We start from the raw sequence: 20,772 nt of genomic DNA, 5'->3' as shown, positions 1-20,772 counted from the left end.
CAGGCCGCTCAGGACAGCGTGCTCTCCACCGGGTGGTCGTTTTGCACCGCAACGACCGCCCGCAGCACGAAGGCCGCGATGATCGACAGGACGAGCAGCGCCAGTCCGTAGTAGACGATGGCATCCGATGCGGTCCAGATCGTGCCGAAGACGCCTGCGACGAGCGCACCGATCGTCACGCCGCCGACCTCTTGGGCCATCCAGATGCCGTTCACCCGTCCCAACAGCGGACCGGGAGTGTCGTGCTGGATGAGGGAGTACCGCAGCACCTCCTGCGTCGCCTCGAGATATCCGACGATGCACAGCAGGACAATCGCCAGCCAAGCCACCGGTGCGAATCCGAAGAGGACCTGGACGAGCGACGCGCCGGCGAGTGCGCCGAGCAACACGACGCCCGGACGCCGCACGCCTGCCAACCAGCCACTGGTGAGGGCACCGAGCATCGCACCGCACGCGACGGCCGCATACAGCAGACCGGTGGCCCTGGCGTCGCCACCGAACCGCTGCGCCACAAGCGCGGGAAGGAGTGCGACGAGGCCAGCGCCCAACATCGCCAGGACGCCGACGATCATCACGCCGAGCACGACGCGTTGCGAGGTGAGGAATTCGAGGAGTGATTGCGGCGACTCGCTGTGTGCCGCGTCCGCGGCGTTGACCTGAGCTCCTCCGGAGGCCGACTCCGACTCTGCGCCAAGGGTTGCCGCGGTCGGTGGCATCGACGGGAGACCCAGCAGGATCAGTACGGTGAGCGTCGCCAGGATCGCGGCGATGGTGTAGGCCCACTCGACGCCGGCAGCCGCGATGATCAATCCGGCGATGGCAGGCGAGATCGCGGTCCCCACCCGCACGGTCAGTGAACTGAGTGCGCCGACGGCCACGAGCTTGTCTCGTGGGATCAGCGTCGGCACCGCAGCCATCAGCGCCGACGTCGAGAGCGAACCGATCAGCCCGTCGACGCCCGCAAGAACGTAGAGAGCCACCACCGACGTCGTGCCGAATACACCGAAGGCGTTCAGCGCGAGGCCTGCGAAGCTCAGTGCCGCGCCCGTGCGTCCGAGAAGAATGAGCTTCTTGCGATCGAACCGGTCGGCGAGAACGCCACCAACCAGCATGCCGACGAACGTCGTGATGCCCGTGACGGCTGTCGCCGCGCCGACCTGTGCCGACGACCCGGTGAGGTCGTACATCTGGATCGGCACCGACACCATGAGGAGTCCGATGCCGATGATCGAGATGAGTCGGGCGCAGAAGATGCGGCGGAAGGCCGCGCTCTCGCGCAGGGGACTGATATCGATCAGGACCCCAGTTACCTTGCCGCTCATCGACCACCTTCCGTCTCGCCGGTATGCACGCTCGCCAGTTCTGCAGTGTCAATTTTCGCCAACTCAGCGAGGGCAGCCAGCCATCGTTCTGCCAGACGCGCAATGGCGTGCGCGTCGATCATTCCCGGCTGATAGCTCCACGTTGCCGACAGTCGTGGCCCGTCAGGACCGTCGACCGTCGCGACGTCGACGATGAGTCCGTAGCCTGCGGACATCTCGTCGTCGGGTCCGATGTCGACCGACTCGGGCGCCATCGACCACCCGTCGAACGCGAAATCGCGATATCGGCCAACATAATTGAACTCGATGGCCGCACTCGGCAGGTCGGTGACCGCCCGAGCGGTGCTTCCGTCTTCGCCCGCAGAACCGTACCGGAGCAGACCGTACCCCACGCCACCATCCGGGATCGTCGCCCGTTGCGCCGCGAGGCTCCTCGCCTGTGTCGCCGCGTCGTCGGTACCGCCGACCCGGATCGGATGGACGGCAGTGAACCAGCCGACGGTGCCGGTGAGATCGGCACCGGGAACCAGATGTTCGACGCGGCCGTGTCCCTCGGAGTCGACGAGCGTCGGGGTGCTGATCGCCGCACCGAATGCGCCCAACAGCACCTCGTCGACGCCGACACCCAGCCGCGCCCCGACCGGACCGAGGATCTCCCGCGCGACGTCGGTGTCGACCTCGACGCGATGTCGGAGCACGGTGCCCTGACGGTCGCGAGCCGGGTCGAGGGGACGTGAGAAGACGGCCAGCGGATCGACATCGGTGGCGATCTGACGCCAGAGGTCGGCCTCACCGCTGCGGTCCAATACCGCCAACTCGCGCGCCCATGCACCGAAGTCGGTCGATACCTGCGCGAGCGAGATGTCTTCCGGTGCAACCCCTTCGGTCAGCTGCGTGTACGCGGCAATCAGTTCCGGGACGAGCACGCGCCACGACACACCGTCGACGACGAGGTGGTGGATGGCTACCAGCAGGCGGCCCGGCTCGCTGCCCCGATCGCTCCACGCGGCCGCGATCATGCGTCCTGCCACGGGATCCAGTCGAGTCCGGACAGTATGCGCGAGCGCGGTCAGGTCGCCGCCAGTGCAGTCAGTGCCGTCACGACCGTCGACGACGAGCACCTCGGGCACGACGCCGGATTCGGTTGTGTCCTCGCGGATCTCGGGGATCTCGAAGTGCCACGGCGACGCGGTGTCGACGAGCCGTGCACGCAACATGTGGTGGCGCGACACGAGAACGCCCAGCGCCCGCGTGAGTGCGTCGACGTCGAGACCCGCGGGAACAGTGAGCAGCGCCGACTGGTGGAAGCCGCCGATGTGCTCGGCGTTGCCGCTCGTGAGTTCGTCGAGCCAGCCGACGATCGGTGTCGCAGGCACAACGCCAGCGGCCACCCGGGGGAGTTCCGGTGTGGTCGCTGCGCGTTGAAGTGTCTCTGCGAGTCCGACGATGGTGCGGTTGACCATCACGTCACGCGGACTGAGTGTGAAGCCCTCGGCGCGCAACCGGGCGACGAGTTGCATCGCCACAATGCTGTCGCCACCGAGCTCGGCGAAGTCGTCGTCGAGTCCCACCTGGTCGGCCGGCAGTTCGAGCACGTCGGCCACGGCGTGACACACTCGCCGCTGCACGTCTGTCTCCGGGGCACGCACCTCGTGCTCGAAAGTCGGCTCCGGCAGCGCGCGGCGATTGATCTTGCCGTTCGGCAGGGTGGGCAGCGCGTCGAGGACGACAACCGTCGCGGGAACCATGTAGTCGGGCAGCATCGCGCGTACGGCAGCACGCAGGGCTGCAGGCTCCACCGGGGGCTCCACCGGAGCCTGCTGCTCGCCTGCCCAGTTCTCCTCCGGTGAACGATCGGTCACGACATAGCCGACGAGCCTGCCTGCTCGCGCGACGACGAGCGCCGTCGCCACACCCGGCATCGACGTCAGCGCCGACTCGACATCACCGAGCTCGACGCGGAAGCCGCGGATCTTCACCTGATCGTCGGCACGGCCGCGGAAGTCGAGTTGGCCGTCGCGCGTCCAGCGAACCGTGTCGCCCGTGCGATACATCCGCGACCCGTCGGCAGCGAACGGATCGGCGACAAAGCGTTCGGCAGTCAGGTCACCGCGACCGAGATAGCCGCGTGCCAATCCTGCTCCGGCGAGGTACAACTCACCGTCGACGCCGTCGGGAACCGGCATGAGTGCGGGGTCGAGGACGTAGGCTCGCGCTCCGTCGACGGGTCGGCCGACCACCGGATGCTCGGCGTCGGCCGCGCGTGCGACGAGAGCGTCGACCGTCGCCTCGGTGGGTCCGTACAGGTTGTAGGCGTCGGTGCCGGTGAGTTCGCGATAGCGCTGCCACTGTGCGTCCGGAACCGCTTCGCCACCGAAACCGATGGCGCACATGGATTCTTCGGCACCGTCGAGTTGACGCAGGTGTGATGGTGTCAGCTCGAGGAAGTCCCAGTTTTCGGCACGCAACTGTCCGGCTAGCGCCTGCGCGTCGTGCTGGGTATCGGCGTCGACGATGCTCACCTCGTGGCCGTCGAGCAGCCACAGCTGTGGTTGCCACGAGGCGTCGAAGGCCAGCGACCATGCGTGGCCCACGCGCAGTCGGTCACGCCCGGCACGGCGACGTGCGGGCTCATGGAGCATGCGCCGATGACTCGCAAAGAGGTTCGCAAGACCGCGATGGGGCACCACGACACCCTTGGGTGTGCCCGTGGACCCGGAGGTGAAGATCACGTAGGCGGGGTGGTCGGGTAGCACTGTTGCGGCTCGCCTCAGCACAGGCACCGAATCGGCCTGTGCTGCAGCGAGAATGGGGTCGTCGAGGTCGTCGATCACGCGCCGCGGCGCCGCGACGCGGGTCATCGCGGCAACTCGCTCGGATGGTGTGCCCGGCTCGATGGGGAGGTAGGCGGCACCCGCGACGAGTACGCCGAAGATCGCTTCGAGTGCGACCACACCGCGTGGCAGCGAGACCACGACCACGTCCTCGGGACCGATGCCCTCGGCCGCGAGCCTGGCCGCGATAGTCTTCACGCGCAGATCGAGTTCGCCGAACGTACGAGTGCCGTCATGGCCTCGAAGCGCAGGTGCAGATCGATCTCGAGCCACCGCGGCGTCGAATAATTCGGGGAAGGTCGACGCTGGAGCGGCAGGACGATGGAGGTCACGCAGTTCCGTCGTGATCCGGATGTCGAGGTCGCGCAGGGGGCGATCCTGTTGTGCCGCCATGAATTCCAGGATCATCACGAGCCGCTGAGCCATCGATTCGACGGTGACCCGGTCGAACAGGTCGGTGCTGTACTCGATCACTCCACCCACCCGCGGCGTCACGCCGGTGGCGTCCTCGGTGAAGTCGAACGACAGATCGAACTTCGCTGTCGTCGGCAGCGGCGGCGCGGTGCCTTCACCCTTGTCGGTTCCCGTGTTTCCGTCGGTTGGTGACTCGGTCAGTCGCCCGTCGACGTAGACCACCATCGTCTGGAACAGCGGGTTGAGCGCCGACGAGCGTGACTGCGCCACCGCTTCGACGACCTGCTCGAACGGGACGTCCTTGTTCTCGAACGCCGACAGATCGTCTGCGCGGACCCGGGAGAGGAGCTCGGCCACCGTCGGGTCTCCCGACACATCGGTGCGCAGCAGGAGGGTGTTCAGGAAGAAGCCGACGAGTTGGTCGAGGCGTGCGTCGTCGCGCACGGTGACCGGCGATCCGAGCGGGATGTCAGTGCCTGCACCCAGTCGCGACAGCAGGACCGCCACGGCCGCCTGGAACACCATGAACATCGACGTTCCGGTCGATGCGGCGAGTTCCTTGAGCGCCACGACGGTGTCCGGGCGAACGCCGACCAGGACTCCGTCACCACGACCCGACGGACGCGGAGGTCGGGCCCGGTCGTAGGGAAGTGACAGTTCCTCTGGCGAACCGTCGAGGGCGCGGCGCCAGAAGTCCAGCTCGCGTCGTCCCCGGTCGTCGGCGAGCAGATCCCGCTGCCATGCGGCGAAGTCGGAGTACTGCAGAGCGAGATCGTCCCATTCGGGTGCAATCTGTTGTGCGCGTGCATGATACGCGGTATCGAGGTCGGCACGCAGCGGTGCTGCCGACCATTCGTCGGTGGCGATGTGGTGAATCGTGACCACCGCGAACTCGGACGTTGTAGCCACGCGAATCGGTATCTCGGTGGCGAGGTCGAAGGCGTGTGCCGCGTCTGCGTGCAGCTCGGCGATGTCGGAGACCACACGGACCGGAATCTCCGGTGCGACGACGACGTCGGGGCGGTCGTCCGGGTACCGCGTTCGGAGGATCTCGTGACGGTCGACGACGTCACGGACTGCTGCGCGCAGCACGTCGGGGTCGATGGGAGTTGTCCCCTCGGGTCCGCCCGGACGCCACAGCAGCGGCACGTTGTAGGTGCTGGTGGGTCCCGACACTCCCGCGAGTGTCAGCATCTGGGCCTGACCGAAGGAGAGCACCGGCTCGGCGTCGGCACGACGACGCAAACTCGTTGTGTCCGCATGCGATTGTGCGGACGCGGAATCCCCGTTGGCGACGAGCCACTCGGCCAGTTGAGCGATGCTCGGTTCGTCGAAGACGGTCCGGACCCCTACGTCGTACCCGAGTGAGCCGCGAATCAGGTTGACCAGCTTGATGGCGGCGAGCGAGTGGCCGCCCAGGGTGAAGAAGCTCGCGTGGATATCGGCGACGTCGGTCCCGAGCACCGCCGAGAAGATCTCGGCGAGGTCGGATTCCAGTGCAGTCCGCGGGCGGGTGCCCTGCGAACCGTCGACGGTCGGTGCCGGTAGCGCACGGCGGTCGAGCTTGCCGGTTTGATTCAGCGGAAACGCGTCGAGCACCATCAGCGGTGATGGGATCATGTAGTCCGGCAGCAGCGTCGAGAGTTGACGTGTCGCGGACTCGACAACGGAGCCCTTCTGCGATGCACCGGCTGGCGAATCACCAGCGGGGACGATCCAGCCGACGACACGATCGGAGTCGACGGCTACCGCGGCGTCGGCGACCAGTGGGAGCGAACGCAGCGCCGCCTCGATCTCTCCGAGTTCGACGCGGTTGCCGCGTACCTTCACCTGGCTGTCGATGCGGCCGAGGTATTCGAGGACGCCCTCTCGACGGCGGACCAGATCGCCCGTCCGGTACACGCGTGCGCCCGGCAGGTCACCGGTCGGGTCCGCGACGAAGGAGCCCGCGGTGCGGGCCGGGCGGCCGAGATACCCACGGGCGAGCGGTGTTCCGCGCACGTACAGTTCGCCTACCGCGCCGTCGGGTACACGCTGCAGCGACGTGTCGAGGACGAGGAGATCGGTACCCGCGATCGGACGTCCGATCGGTGCCGTACGGGTGGTCGCGTGGGGAACTGCGGTGTGATCGGTGACGACGACGGTGGTCTCGGTCGGACCATAGGCGTTGATCAGTGCGAGCGACGGTGCCGCGGCGAGTACGTCGTCGACAAGTTCGGTGCGTAACGCCTCGCCGCCGACGATCATGTGACGCAGGGAGTCGAGGCCCGGCAGGTGGGGGACGAACAGCTCGAGCAGCGACGGAACGAAGACCGTCGTCGTGACGCCGTGGGCGCCGATGATGTCGGCGAGTCTGCGGGGGTCGCGCTGTGCGCCCGCGTCAGCGACCAGAACACGCGCGCCGACGATGAAGGGCAGCAACAATTCCCACACAGCACCGTCAAAACCGACAGGCGTCTTGGCGAGAACGGTGTCGGTGTGTCCGATACCGCCGCCGGGCATCGTCTGCACGCGCCACCGCAGCACGTTCACCACGCTGCGGTGGGTGACCACCACGCCCTTCGGCCTGCCCGTCGAACCCGACGTGTAGATCACATAGGCCGCGTCGTCGGCACGTACGTGAGGCAACGCAGCGTTCGTGGGCGCCGTCACCGAGTCCGCAGAGTCCTCATCGAAGAGACCGTCGTCGACGCTGATCGTCGGGACGCTGATCGTGGGGCCACTGACTGTGGCCAGTGCCGAGCTGCCGCTTCCGACGACGACGGCGGCGGGGTGCGCGTCGTCGAGGATCGTTGCGACCCGGTCGGCCGGTGTGTCGGTGTCGATCGGAAGGTAGGCCGCACCCGCGCGCAGTACGCCCTGTAGGGCCGCCAGTTGCGCCATGCTTCGTGGCACGAAGACGGCAACCACGTCGCCCGGTCGCACGCCAACGTCGACGAGTCGGGCGGCCAAGCGTCTGGTCGCCGCGGCGAGCTGGGCGTAGTCGACCGATCCACCATCGGTGTCGGACAACGCTATTCGCGACGAATGCTGCTGCGTGGCGTCGTCGATGAGATCTGTCACCGTGTCGTCGTGATCGGCGAGTGCCTGCGCACCGCGCTCGGCGTCGCGGGCGGACGCCTCGTCGTCAGCGCTGAGAAGCTCGATCTGATCGACGACGATCTCGGGCGTCGCACTGACGGCGCGCAGGATGCGGGCAAAGCGTGCGAGTAGGTCCCGAGCGGTTGCGGCGTCGAACATCGCGGTCGCGTACTCGAGTGCGAGCGTCAGTTCGCCGGTCTCGGTGTTGTCGACAACGGTGAACGCGAGGTCGAACTTGGCCGACACGGACGTCAGGTGCTCGAACGTCGCCGGGACTCCGAGGAAGCGATCGGGCATCGAGCCGAACGGCAGATATCCGACGCTGACACAGAACAACGGATTACGTCCGGGAACACGCCGCGGTGCAAGGTGTTCGACGATCTGCTGGAAGGGGATGTCCTGGTTGTCGAATGCTGCGAGATCCACTGCGCGGACACGATCGATGAGTTCGTCGAAACGCGGGTGGCCGCCGACGTCGGTGCGCAACACCTGGGTGTCGACGAAGAATCCGACGAGGTCGTCGAGCGCGGGATCGTTGCGGCCGGACACCGGCGAGCCGAGCGGGATGTCGGCTCCGGCGCCCACCCGGTACAGCAGTGTGGCCACGGCCGCCTGGGCGACCATGAACATGCTGGCTCCGTGGTCGGCGGCGATGCGCGCGAGAGCCGAACGGGTGTCGGCGTCGACGACTGTCGACTCCGTTGCCGCGGGGCCGGGCGGACCGGGACGTCGTGGGCGGTCGCGGGGGAGTGTGAGCTCCTCGGGGAGATCGGCGAGTGTGTCGGTCCAGAAATCGAGCTGTTTCTGCCCTCTCTCGCTGATCCGATCACGTTGCCACAGTGCGTAATCGGCGTACTGCACGGGTAGTGGCGAGAACTCTGGTACCGCACCGGTCGCCCGTGCGGCGTAGGCAGCGGTGAGGTCGGTGAGCAGTGGTCGATCCGACCATTCATCGGTGGCGATGTGATGCATCGCGATGGTCAGGACCGCAACGGTTGGCGACTCGTCGGGTGCGTTGACCTGCGTCACCTGTACGCGAATCGGTGGCGTCGAACGCAGATCGAAAGCACGCGTGAGGAACTCGCGTGTCACCTCGGTGACATCGGCGCCGGCGGCACGCACCTCGACCACGTCGGGGACCTCTGCGGGATCGAGAACACGTTGGTGCACCTCGCCGTCCGCGGTGGTCTCGAAGACGGTGCGCAGGCTCTCGTGGCGCGCCAGTACGTCTCTCATCGCCGCCGATAGAGCGTCGGTGTCGATGGATTCGTGCACGCGCACGACGTGGCCGTTGTGATACGAGATGTCGTCGGGATCCATCTCGTAGAGCACCCAGAGTCGTTCCTGTGCCGGCGAGAGCGGGATGCGGTCCGGCCGAATACCGGTCGCGATGTCGGTGGTCGACCCGGTCAGTTCGGTGCGCGTGGCGATGTCGGCGGGAGTCCTCGCCTCGAAGAGGTCGCGGATGGCCAGTTCGGCGCCGAGTTCGGCGCGCAGTGTGGAGACGAGTCGCATCGCCGCCATGGAGTGACCGCCCAGTGCGAAGAAGTCGTCGTCGATACCGACCGCGCATCCCTCGTCGGTGGCCGGGAGGCCGAGGACCTCGGCGAAGACCTCGCAGAGCCGTCTTTCGAGCTCGGTGCGTGGCGCGCGTCGCGTACCGCCGACCTCGGGGACCGGCAGCGCCTTCACGTCGAGCTTGCCGTTGACAGTCATCGGGAACTCGGTGACCGTGGCGAACAGGGTCGGGACCATGTAGTCGGGGAGGCTCGCGCTCAACTCACGTCGCAATTGCGCGTAGTCGAGCTCCGAGCCCGCGTCGGTGGGAATCACGTACGCCACCAGACGTTTGACATCGGGTGCTGCCGGATCGGCGGTCGCCACGACTGCCGACGACGCGATCTGTGGCAGCGCGGTCACCGCGGCATCGATCTCGGCGAGCTCGACCCGATAGCCGCGGACCTTGACCTGGTCGTCGGTGCGTCCGAGGAAGTCGAGGTTTCCGTCGGGACGGATCTTCATCGCGTCTCCGGTGCGATACAGGCGGCCTCCGTCGGAGAACGGATCCGCGACAAACCGCTCGGCCGTCAGATCGGGCCGTCCGAGGTATCCGCGTGCCAGTCCCGCGCCGCTGATGTACAACTCGCCAGGTACCCCGGCGGGCACCGGCCGCAGCCAAGGGTCGAGCAGGTGCGCGGTGGTGTTCCAGATTGGAGTACCGACTGACGATGTCGGTGTTTCGTCGGTGCCAACCCCGAGGGTGTTGATCGTGTACTCGGTCGGGCCGTAGAGGTTGTAGCCGAGGGTGTGCGGGTGCTGACGAAGTGCGGTCCACACGGGTTCGGAGACGGCCTCGCCACCGAGCAGGACGAGCGCGGGCACGTGGTCGCCTGCGAGGAGGCCGTCGGCGAACAACTGTGCGGCATACGTGGGCGTCACGTTGATGACGTCGATGCGGTGGGTCGCGCAGTAGGCGACGAGCGCCGTCGAATCGGCACGGAGTTGCTCGTCGGCGACGTGGACCTCGTGGCCCTCGACGAGCCACAGCAGTTCTTCCCACGACATGTCGAACGCGAACGAGACCGTATGCGCGATGCGGAGCCTACCGCTGACACCGGCCTCACGAGCGAGCGCGATCGCGGGTTCGAAGACCTTCTCGCGGTGGTTGAGCTGCATGTTCGTCAGACCGCGGTAGGGCGTGATGACACCCTTGGGTTTACCCGTCGAACCCGACGTATAGATCACGTAGGCGGGTTGATCCGGGTCGACGTGGGGGGCAACCCATTCCGGCGTTGTGGGGTTTGGCAGGTCGTCGACCGTAAGGGTCGGCAGGGCGACCGTGTCGAATCGGTGCGCCACCGAGCTGTGGGTCAGGATCAGCAACGGCCCCGCGTCGTCGATGATGCCGTGGAGTCTGCCGTCGGGATGATCGAGTTCGAGGGGGAGATATGCTCCGCCGGCCCGCAGGATCGCGAAGAGCGCGACCACGGTCTCGATTGAACGGGGGATCGCCAGTGCAACAACAGTTTCCGCTTCGACGCCGTGCTCTGCGAGCACCTGCGCGACACGGTCTACCTCGCCGTCGAGCTGGGCGTAGGTGAGACGCGAGTCGCCGTAGATGAGTGCGTCGGCGTCGGGGATCATCGCAGCGCGCTCGGCGAGCAATCCCGACACCGTGGTGTCGGGTAGTCGATGGAGTGGGCCGACGAGCGCAACGTCCGAGTCGAGAGAGAGATCGAGGGAGGCAACCGCGGTGTCGAGGTCGCGACCGATCGACTCCAGTGCGCGGCGGAATCGTGTCACGAATCCGTCGGCGTACCGATGTTCGATCAGGTCGTCGCGATACTCGAGTCGGAATCGAATCGATGCGCCAGGGGTCACGACGAGCGCCACCGGGTAGTGGGTGTGGTCGAGACTCCCCTCGCCAATGACATCGTGTAGCGCCGACTGCTCGCGTTCCTCTTCTTCGGTGCGGAAGTTCTGCAACACGTAGAGGACGTCGAACAGCACCGGATGCCCGGTCTCCTGCTGCAACCGGGCCAACCCGATGTGGTCGTAGGCCATCAGCGCCACCCGGGCATCCTGACTGCGGCGCAGGAAGTCTCGCACTGATTCCTGCGGATGCAACACCGTTCGGACGGGGACGGTGTTCAGGAACAGTCCGATGACGGTGTCGAGGCCGGGCACCTCGGTCGGGCGGCCCGCGACGGTCGAGCCGAACGCGACGTCGGTGACTCCTAGGACGCGAGACAGCGTGAGGGACAACGCTGCCGAGATGACGGTGTTGAGTGTGACGCCAGCGCTTCTCGCGTCGGCGCGGAGTGACTCCGACGCGGCGACACCGAGATCGACCTCGATCCGACGCGGCGCGCGAGGCGTCGACCCCACCGCACGCGGCGCGACGAGCGCCGGCTCGGTGTAGCCGTCGAGGTGTGCCTGCCACGCCTCGAGTGCGTCGGCGTCAGACGTGTCAGCGATCCAGGCGAGGTAGTCGCGCAGCGACGCTTCGGGAGTCGTGGCCGGGGTGCCCTCGAGATGGGCGAGCAACCGGGACACCACGAGCCCGCCAGACCAGCCGTCCCACAGTAGGAATCGACGATTGACGACGATGCGGTCGTGCTCATTCGGCAGGTGGATCAGCGTGATGCGCCAGAGTGGTGCGGTGCCGATCGGGATCTCGCGGACGCGGTCGGCGTCGAGAACCGCGTCGAGCTCGAAGTCGACGACGTCGGCCGACGCCGCCGTGAGGTCGACCTCCGCGATGATGGGATCGACCACGTTGCGGATGATCTGGACAGGGGAGCCGTCGACCTCGACGAACGCGGCCCGCAATTCGGGATTCTCGTCGAGTAGCGCCCGTGCGGCGCTCCGCAGCGCCTCGACGTCGATTCGGTGGCCGAGGTCGAGCCAGAACTGTGCGGTGTAGATGTCGTCGGACGCGTCGACCTGCGACTGGAAGAACAAACCCTCCTGTAGGGGTGTCAGCGGCCAGATGTCGTCGATGGTTCCGTGTTCGCGGGTGAGTCGTTCGACGGTCGCATCGTCGAGTGCCACCAGACGTCGATCGGCGTCTGCGATCACTCGGTCGGTGATGGCGTGCGCCAGGGTGTCGGCGTGCGGGATGACTTCCGCATCGACGTCGACGATGACCGACCAGCCGGTGTGATCGGGAGAGTCGTTGCGCAACAGCCGAATCGAGACGGAGTGTGCGGTCGGCAGTCCGTGGTCGCCGACCAGCACGTCGGGTTCGACGATCTGCCCCGCAGCGGTGGCTTCGGTCAACGCCGCGCCGACCTGTGGTGAGAGATAGCGCAGCACGTCGAGACCCGGCCCGTTGCCGAGGGTCGGGTTCGAGCCGTCGGGGAGTGAAGGATTCGTCAGGTCGACGCGACGCGGCTCGAGTGCCTGCAGCGGGCCCACCGTGCGTGCGCCGACGCGTTCACCGCCGACGGCTCGCAGGTCAACGGCCAGGTCGATCAGGAGTTCGGTTGGCGCGGCGGCACCGAAGACGTCTGCGACCGCGCCTGCCAGCGCCGCAACGAGGCCGTGCTGGTTCGGACGTTCGACGTTCGGGTCGTCCACGTCGACTCGAGAGGTGCGTGTCGTGTGATCGGCCCGCGGTGTGCTGGACGCGCCGTCGATGCGCGGTAGCGTCGCTCCCGGCGCGAGCGTTTCGAGATAATGCGCCAGCGCGCCGACATCCGCCGCTCGCCCCGCCAACCCCGTTGCCACAGTGCTGAGTTCGGTGTCGGGGGCATCGACGTCGATGTGCCGACCCGCCGCGGCGTCGTCGAGCGCGATCTGCAGATCGGTACGGAGGATCTCCGCAGACGTGGGATCGATGAGTGCTGCGTCGAACGCGGCGACCAACTCGCCGGTCGCAGGCACGAAGGTCAAGCCGCGTCCGAGCGGTTCGGCCGGCGCGCTGTCGGCAATCGAGACGGGAATGGAGCTGTCCTGCGCGGATGCGGTCGTCAGGGTCCACAGGATCGGGGCTGGCCGATTCACCGCGGTACGCAGCGCCGGATGGGTCGCAACAAGTGCAGAGGCGATCTCGCGGACGGCGTCGGGAGTCACAGTCGACGACGCCCAGGCGCGAACAATGCGGGGCGGCAATGTATCCAGGTCGATCTGGCCTTCGCGAAGTCGCGCCAACGCAGGCGTGAGCGATACTGCGCCTGCAGCTCCGTGCGTTTCGGTGTGAACCGTTCGAATCGCAGCGTCGAGGTGCCCGTGGGGGGTGAACGTGCGGAGGCGTGCGGAGGGAGCCGCGGCGAGTGCCCGCAGGAAGGCGGCGTAATCCTCGCCGATACCGTGCGCCTGCTCAGCGGCGTCGGCGACCGTGCGCACGACGACTTCGGCGGGCCTGTCGCGACGCCTCAGCTGGATCTGGATCTCGACATCAGACACCGGCCCGGACGCTAGGGCGTGGAGCGAGAGTGGTTGGCCACCAATGGTCTGCCGCGACGTGTTCGCCATGACGTTCACGCCGAGACCGAACATGCGGTACGGGCCGTCGGATGGTGCCGGAGTACCCGAGTCCCTGGCCTGCACTGCGAGAGCACGGCCGAGATCCTCACCGCGAAAACGACTGTGGGCGAGGAGTGCGAATACCGCGCGTTCGGTGCGAGCGGCGAGGTCGGCGAGATTGTCTCGCGGGTTCGCGTCGACACGCAGCGGCAGCACGCTCGTCACCATCGACGGTGTTGTGCGCGCTCTACGGTCAAGACGCCCGGTCACAGGCAGCGCGAGTACCAGGTCGGTGCGGCCCGTACGCACGTGGGCAAACGCCGCGACTGCGGCGATGAGCAGGACGGTCGGTCGAACCCCGGCATCACGCGCCAGCGCGCGCAACGGGTCGAGGACTTCGAGGGGAATGTCGAATCGCGACGCGATGATTCCGCGGCCGGGCACCACATCGTCGTCGAGGAGTCGCACCGGCTGCGGTCGGTCGCCCATACGCGCCAACCAGTAGTCGGCATCGGTGGCGAAGTCGGCGCCTTCACGGTAGTCGCGCTCGGCGTCGAGCACCGGGAGTAGTCGCCAATCCCTGGGTCGTGACGGCCGGGCGTTGTCGGATGCCCCAGAGCCATCGGAAACCCCCGAAGCTTCCGAGGCGCCAGATGCTTCCGTTGCGTCGTACTGTTCCTGGACCGCCTGGGTGAAGAAGCCGAGCCCCATGCCGTCGCAGACGAGGTGGTGAACCTTCAGAAACACCAGTGTCGGGTCTGGCTGCGCGGTTCCCGGGTCGGTGACCGTACGGGCGGTGCGCAGGATCGTGCATTCGGTGAGTGGTCCGTGCTCGACGTCCATCGGCTGCGCGAGCTGCGAAGCCATCCACTCGCGCGCATCGGGGAGAGGCATCTCGCGGACGTCGACGTCGAAGTCGGCAGTAGGCAGGACTCGCTGCCGCACGTCGCCGCCTTCTTCGACGAACACAGCGCGCATCGCTTCGGCATTCTCGAGAACCGCGAGGACAGACGCCCTGAGTCGTTCGACGTCGGTTCGTGCGTCCACCTCCACGTAGAGCCCGGTGACGTAGAGGGCGGGGTCGCCGGATGCCTGCATCGACAGATAGATGTCGCGTTGGCCGGCGAGGACAGGCAGTGTGACATCGTGCGCGTCGCCGTGTGTGCGGACAGGAGTGTCTGCGTCTGTCGGGGCGTTGCCGTCGGGGCGTGTCGAGGTCACTGATCGACTCCGGATTCTGCAGGCGCCGCAAGCGAATCGAGCGCCGCACATAGTGCGTCGGCGAGCTCACGCACAGCGGCGTCGTCGAGGTGGTCTGGTAGGTAGCTGAACGTTGCGGCGACGACCGGACCCGACGATTCGTCACGACAGACGATGTCGATCTCGAGTGGGTACGCGACGCCGAGTCCGGGGTCTGGATCTGCTGCGAGCGCTGTCGATTCCGCCGAGGGCTGCCATGGCGAGTCCTCGCCGACGGTGAACCGCCCGAGATAATTGAGCAGCACCGACGGACGCGACATGGTGGCGAGCGCGCCCGACAACTGCGGGTTGAGGTAGCGCAGCATGCCGAATCCCGCTCCGGCAGAGGGCATTGCCGTCCACGCGTTCTCGGCGTCGGCGATCGCGTCGCCGATGTCGTCGGTGGCGAATAGCCGGATCGGTGCGACGGTCGTGAACCAGCCCACCGTGTGTGACAGATCCGCGTCGATACCGAACTCGTGTGCATCGCGACCATGACGCTCGGTGTCGACGATGAGGTCCCCTGTGCCGAGAGCTCGTGTTGCGGCGACACGCAACGCCCCGAGGAGCAGCGACGTGATCCCCACACCGCGGCGGGTGGGTAGATCGGAGACGAGCGACGCCGAGGTTCCCGGAGACAACGTGGCGACGTGGCGTCGCTGGTCGGCGACGGTGCCCGACGTGGGGAGCCGACCGGGCACCAGTTCGCCTCCCGGTGCCAGCACCTGCGCCCAATGGGCAGCCTCGTCGAGCAGTGCCGGATCGGCGGCTCGCTCGGTCACGGCGGCGGCGAAGGCGTGCAGGGGTGTCGGATTCGGAATCGGTTGCAGCTCAGCACCTGTGGCTGCCGTCTCCCAGAGGGTACGGAGATCCTCGAGCAGGATACGCCGGGAGACGCCGTCGACGGCGAGGTGGTGAATGACGAGGATCAGTCGTCCCGCGATCGGATCGTCGGGCGAGTCGGTCGTCAACCAAGTCGCGGCGATCATCAGTCCCGTGGCGGGCGACAATCTGCCTGCAGCCGCGGCGGATTCGGCCGACACCGCTGCGGCGAGCGCGTCCGGGCCGCCGAAGATCGATCTGTCGAGCGTGACGATCCGAAGGACGTCGTCGACGTCGACCGAACCCGGGGGCGCACTCTGCATGGTCCAGAGCACACCTGCGACGGTCTGCAACGAACTCCTCAGCGCCTCATGGGAATCGAGCAGTGCACGGATAATCGCGCGGAGAGTGTCGGCGTCGAGTTCCGCCGGGGTGTCGACGACGAGCGACTGATTGAATCTGTCGATGGTGCCACCGATCTCACGGAGTCGTTGGACGATCGGCAGGAGCGGAATGGGTGTCGGCCGGGTCGCCGATGCATCGTCGCGGTTCGACGGCGCGGCAGGCGTGGTGTCGTCGATCCACTCGGCGACCGAACCCAGCCCGGCGACGGTGCGGTGGGTGAAGACATCCCTCGGGGTGAATCGGATACCACGTCGCCGTGCGCGATTGACGAGGGTCGTCGAGACGATGCTGTCGCCGCCGAGAGCGAAGAAGTCGTCGTCGACGCTCGGCGGGTCGGGGAGTCCGAGGGTGTCGGCGAAGATGTCGGCGAGCGCGGACTCGATCTCGGTCGTCGGTGTACGACCCTCCGCGGTGCCGACCTCCGGCTCCGGAAGTGCTGCGGCATCGGTCTTTCCGTTGACGGTCAACGGGATCGAGTCGACGATCAGCACGGCCGACGGGACCTCGTGCTCGGGGAGTGCGTCGCGCAGCGCAGCGTGCAGGGATTGAGGAGTGACGTTGTCCCCAACGGCATAGGCCAGGATTCGGTCGGCGCCGCTCGGGCCGGGCCGGGTCAGGACGGCGGCGTCGCGCACACCGGGCAGAGTCGCGAGTGCGGCCCGGATCTCCCCGAGTTCTATACGGAAACCGCGGATTTTGACCTGCGTGTCCGCGCGACCGACATAGATCAACGCACCCTGCCTGGTCCGACGGAACAGATCTCCGGTGCGATAAAGCACCTGACCGGTGCCCGAGGGGTCGGCGACGAAACGCGTCGCATGTAAAGCCGGACGCTGCAGGTAGCCGGCGGCGACCTGAGGGCCTGCGAGGTACAACTCGCCCACGGCGCCAACAGGTACGCGGCGCAGGTATCCGTCGAGCAGGTGGCCGGTGAAACCTGGTAGCAACGCACCCACGTCACTGCCCGTCGCTGCATCGATGATCTGCTGATCGAGCACCAGATACGTTGCGTGGACGGTGATCTCGGTGATGCCGTACATGTTGACCAACGTGGTCCGCGGATACCGCCGGACAAACGATCGTAGGCGCGGCAGATCGAGCGCCTCGCCGCCGAAGATCACGTAGCGCAGTGACTCCAGTGCCGATCCGGCCCCAGCGGTCTCGCGGTCCCCGGTGTCTGCGAGGTCCGCGGCATCGAGGGCGAAGAACGCCGACGGCGTCTGGTTGAGCACGGTGACGCCCCGCTCGCCGATGAGAGTGGCGAGGTCGGCGGGTGAGCGCGTGGTGGCGTGATCGGGAACGACGAGGTGGGCGCCGGTCGAGAGCGGACCCCACAGTTCCCACACCGAGAAATCGAAGGCGTAGGAGTGGAATAGCGTCCACACGTCGTTCTCGTCGACGTCGAACAGTTCCGTCGTGGCGTCGATCAGCGCGACGACGTTGCCGTGCGTCACGGTGACACCCTTGGGCTTTCCGGTCGACCCGGAGGTGAAGATCACATAGGCCGGGTCGGCCGGGGTGAGTTCGGTCTCGAAAGTCGCTGTGACCGAATCGGAGTCATCTGCTCGCTCGAGGTAGTCGGCGTCGACGACCACCGTCGGGGCGGCGTCGGCGAGCGTCGACGCTACGCGCTCACCCGGGTAGGCGGGGTCGATCGGAACGTAGGCGGCTCCGCAGCGCAGTACTCCGAGGATCGCGGCGACGAGGTCCGTCGAGCGCTCCAAGATCAGTGCCACCGAGTGGCCGCGTCGCACCCCGTCGCGGTGCAGGCGTGCGGCGATCGACGCACTGTGTGCGTCCAGTTCGCGGTAGGTGAGCGTGCGCGTCCCGTTGGATACGGCGGGACGGTCGGCAAAGGTGCGAGCGGTGGCGGAGAAGATGTCGACAAGGGATCGCCGAGGAGGTGCGATATCGGGTGCGGGCAGCGCGGGAAGCTCAGTGGACGGGCCCAGACGCAACTGCGCGACGTGACTGCTCGGGGCGCCGACAAGGGTGCGCAGGATGGAACTCACGCGTCCTGCGAGATCGGCGACTGTCGCTTCGTCGAAGAGCGCCGCGGCGTACTCGACGCGCAGTCGGATGCCCGCGGAGCGAGCAAGCTCGACGAACTCGAAGGTCAGGTCGAACTTGGCGGTGCGGGAGTGCGGGAAGACCGGTTCTGCACGCACGCCGGTGAATTCGGGGGCGACGATCGGGTCGCGGTACTGGACCATCGTCTGGAACACCGGGTGTCGGCTCAGTGCTCGTTCCGGGGCGAGTGCCGTGACGATCTCGTCGAACGGCACATCCTGCGCGGCGAGGGCCGCGACGTCGGTCTCCCTGACGCGGCGCAGCACCTCGAGGAGCGTCGGATCACCGGAGAGGTCGGTGCGCAGCGGCAGGGTGTTGACGAACATGCCGATCAGCGACTCCACGGACGCCGACGCCCGGCCGGCCACCGGGGTACCGACCACGATGTCGTCGCCCGCTCCCGACGCGTTGAGCACGAGTGCCACCGCGGCATGCGCTGCCATGAACACCGTCGCGTCGAGTGCCCGGACGGCCGAGCGGAGCCCGCCGAGAACGTCTGCGTCGATGACGATCTCGACTTGGCCGCCAACGGGATCCGGCTCGGTTGGCCGCGGGCGGTCGTAGGGCAGGTCGAGTTCGGCGGGTGCATCGGCGAGTTGGTTTCGCCAGTAGTCGAGCTGGCGGTGCACAAGTGATCGGGGATCGTCGACGGTGCCCAGCCGCTCGATCTCGGCGAGGGTGTGATCGGCGTACTGGAGCTGCGGCGCGGCAACCGGCGTGCCGTTGTACCCGACGGCGAGCTCGTCGAAGAGTGTTGCGGCCGACCATTCGTCCGCGGCGATGTGATGCACCGTGAGGAGTAGCACCGCCGAAGCCTCGGAAGCGCGCAGGAGATCGGCGCGCAAGGGGAGATCCGCCGACAACTCGAAGGGGCGCCCGATGAGACTGTCGATCGTCGCGTCGAGGTCCGCGGGTTCGATGTGATGGTCGTCGATCAGCACCCTCGCGTCGTCGACCCGGTCGACGACCTGAGCGTCGTCGACGATCCGAGTGCGCAGTGACTCGTGGCGTTCGACGATGCCGTCGAGCGCGCGTTGCAGTTGCGCCACATCGATTGGTCCGTCGAAACGTACGGCGAACGGAATGGTGTACGCGGCATCGCCGATCCCGCTCTGGAAGGCAAGTCGGCGCTGTGCCGGCGAGAGTGGAATGCGTTCGGGGCGCTGCGGCCGCTTTGTTGCCGCGCTGCCGGTGACGCCAGCGGGCGTGGATTCGGGAGCGTCGCCGTCGTCTGCGAAGAGGGCCGCGAGGTCGACGAGTCGCGGGTGGGCGAAGACCTCGGCAACACCGACCACGCGTCCGGTTGCCAAGCGCAGCCTGGTCAGCACACGCGTGGCAGACAAAGAATGGCCACCGACGTCGAAGAAGTTGTCGTCGACGCTCGGCCGTGCGGTGTCCGCGGCGTCGAGGCCGAGGACGTCGGCAACGGTGTCGACAACGAGCCGCTCGAGGTCGGTGCTCGGCTCACGTCGAGAGGTAGTGCGCGGCGAGGTCGGAGCGGGAAGCGCCCTGCGGTCGGTCTTGCCACCCGGTGTGCGAGGCAGCGAGTCGAGTCGTGTCCACGTGGCCGGGATCATCGCTGCGGGCAACGTAGCGACGAGTGCGGCCGGGACGGCGTCGGGGGCCTGAGCTCCGGCAACGTAGACGTCCAGACGAGTGTGTCCGTCATGATCCTGGCCGGCCACCGCCACAGCGTCGTCGACGCCGTCGAGTGCGAGGACGGCCTGTTCCACCTCACCGAGTTCGACGCGGGTGCCGCGGATCTTCACCTGCGAGTCGGCTCGACCGAGCAGTTGCAGGCTACCGTCCGGAGTGATCAGACCACGATCGCCGGTGCGATACATCCGATCGCCGGACCCTACCGGGTTGGCGACGAATCGCGTTGCCGTCCAGTCGGAATGGCCGTGGTAGCCCCGTGCGAGTTGGACGCCGGTGACGTACACCTCGCCGGGACGGCCAACCGACACCGGATGCAGGTGGCGGTCGAGTACGACGACACCAGCGCCCGGGACCTGTGTGCCGACGGTGATCGTGCCGACCGCGGCAGTGACATCTCTGGGGGCGGTATCGCCAGGGGAGCTGGAAACCTCGCTCGAGTCGATGCGGATCGTCGCGGTCGTGACGTCTCCCGCAACCTCCGACGACCCGTACGAGTTCACCACTTCATCTGCGGCGCTGGCTAGTTGAGCAGCAGTGCTGTCGGGAAGCGGCTCACCGGAGACGATCCAGCGGCGTATCGAGGCGGTCGGTTCGGGTCGCGCTGGTCTTTCGGAGGCTGGTTTTTCAAGGGCTGGTCTTTCAGAGACTGTGGCGTCTGAGGCCGTGTTGTCAGAGGCTGGGCTGTCGGTGACCGGATTGTCGGTGCCGCGGCTCTCCAGGGCGAGGTCGACGAGTGCTCTCGCCAACGACGGCACCACAGAGATCCTCGGCGCACTGGCGGCAGGCGCAACGGTCGCCATCGCGGACGACACTTCCGCGCGCGACCCGATGGCACTCGTCGAGCTGGTCGACCGCCACGCCGTCGACCAGGTCACAGCCGTGCCGTCGTTGGCGAGAGCACTCGTCGACCTCGCCCTGGAGAGCCGCGGCACCGACAATCCGGTCACCGACAGCCC

The 20,772-nt window shown here is 67.3% G+C and carries 3 protein-coding genes and 1 pseudogene; 1 reads left to right on the top strand and 3 read right to left on the bottom strand.

Annotated elements, in window-relative coordinates; all coding sequences use genetic code 11:
- Positions 1-8: 8 nt before the first annotated feature.
- The 3 genes and pseudogenes from entS to A5777_RS14020 form a co-directional block, all read right to left on the bottom strand.
- Positions 9-1,322, bottom strand: coding sequence for an enterobactin transporter EntS (gene entS, locus A5777_RS14030; RefSeq protein WP_064863130.1), 1,314 nt, complete (start codon positions 1,320-1,322; stop codon positions 9-11).
- Positions 1,319-14,842, bottom strand: a complete 13,524-nt coding sequence (locus tag A5777_RS14025) for a non-ribosomal peptide synthetase (protein ID WP_064863129.1) — start codon at positions 14,840-14,842, stop codon at positions 1,319-1,321. The genes entS and A5777_RS14025 overlap by 4 nt, the downstream gene beginning before the upstream one ends.
- Positions 14,839-20,574: pseudogene (locus tag A5777_RS14020) on the bottom strand (amino acid adenylation domain-containing protein); the annotation flags it as partial. The gene A5777_RS14025 and the pseudogene A5777_RS14020, both read right to left, overlap by 4 nt.
- On the opposite strand from A5777_RS14020, the gene A5777_RS24705 reads away from it, so the two are divergent.
- A partial coding sequence (locus tag A5777_RS24705) for an AMP-binding protein (RefSeq protein ID WP_197502385.1) occupies positions 20,480-20,772 on the top strand: 293 nt, incomplete at its 3' end. The pseudogene A5777_RS14020 and the gene A5777_RS24705 sit on opposite strands and share 95 nt — an antisense overlap.

The organism is Gordonia sp. 852002-10350_SCH5691597, assembly GCF_001665715.1.
Classification (GTDB): domain Bacteria; phylum Actinomycetota; class Actinomycetes; order Mycobacteriales; family Mycobacteriaceae; genus Gordonia; species Gordonia sputi.
This window is presented reverse-complemented; position numbering and strand designations above follow the sequence as displayed.